At 38.3% G+C, this 449-nt stretch carries 1 protein-coding gene; it reads left to right on the forward strand.

What is annotated here, in order from left to right; all coding sequences use genetic code 11:
- Positions 1 to 83 precede the first annotated feature (83 nt).
- Positions 84 to 449, forward strand: a 366-nt coding sequence (locus GFC01_RS18160) for a YwmB family TATA-box binding protein (protein ID WP_207707656.1), incomplete at its 3' end; no start/stop codon positions are given.

A 449-nucleotide genomic window follows, 5' to 3' on the forward strand; every position in this document is an offset into this window, starting at 1 on the left:
GTCAAAAGGCTCGCCTTTTGTTGACTTTTCCACGTATGCATTGACCTCCTTGCGGCAACACTTGTAGCAAGGGGGAATGACAAGTGAGAAAGTATTTGAAAGGTTGGCCATTATTTGCGTTTATTCTTTTTTTTGTTCTGATGATTCAAGGTGTTCGTGCGGAAGAATCTTCCCCGCTCGCTCAAATAGCAGAAGGTCTAAAAAACCAGCAAATTGAAGTCGATGGATGGACCCTTCATGCCAAGACAAATGTAGATATTTCATCCGAACAATTTTCAAAAAAAGTGAAACGTTTGAAAGACGAACTACGACAGTATGAGTGGACCGAAAAAAAAGAACAACATGTCACCAAAGTCACAGGAATTTACAAAGATGAAAAAAATGATACAGAATCGAAAATTTTACTCGTGAAGACCGACACAAAATCCAATCAAAAGTCGTATTTATTA

The organism is Desulfofundulus thermobenzoicus, from assembly GCF_009428905.1.
Classification (GTDB): domain Bacteria; phylum Bacillota; class Desulfotomaculia; order Desulfotomaculales; family Desulfovirgulaceae; genus Desulfofundulus_A; species Desulfofundulus_A thermobenzoicus.